Below are 552 nucleotides of genomic sequence, written 5' to 3' on the forward strand. Positions count from 1 at the left end.
AGAGGAGTCCGCCGAGTCGTGAGACGGTGCTCGCCGCGCCAACTCGTCAATCCGTCCCGCAGTGAGCACGTCGTTCTGGAGGTAGGTTTCGTCGGAGAATCGAAGAGTGGGTCCACGCATCTTGTGTATCTGAAGGATCTCCGTGATGGTTACTTCACCAACGTCGCGCTCCGTCCCGGCCAAGAACGGAGTCGCGTCGAGGAATTCAGCCTTCATTGTGACCTGGCTACCGAGGAGAGCCTCGGTCGAGAGGAAGGAGCGGTACCGGAATCGATGTGAGCCCGACGCGGTCGGGTGAACCGAAAACACCTGCGCCGGCAGCCCCCTGTCCACGGCGACGACGCTCCCGGGATCACCGACGAACCGCACCGCTAGCTCCGTCGAGCCGAACGCCAGTCGAGCCGCGGCGGCGATCGGAAAGCCCGCAGCGAGGAGTCCCACGAGCCGCCGAGCACAGTCCGGTTCGAGGGCGTCCTCGAACGCCGCGCCGCTCACGCTCCCCCGCTGGATCGCGCCGACGACGGGCGCAAGATCGGCGGTTCTCGCAAAGAC

1 pseudogene is annotated in these 552 nt (G+C 65.6%); it reads right to left on the reverse strand.

What is annotated here, in order from left to right:
- A pseudogene (locus EXE44_RS20455) lies at nucleotides 1-552 on the reverse strand (hypothetical protein); the annotation flags it as partial.

The organism is Halorubrum sp. SS7, assembly GCF_005435055.1.
GTDB lineage: Archaea > Halobacteriota > Halobacteria > Halobacteriales > Haloferacaceae > Halorubrum > Halorubrum salinarum.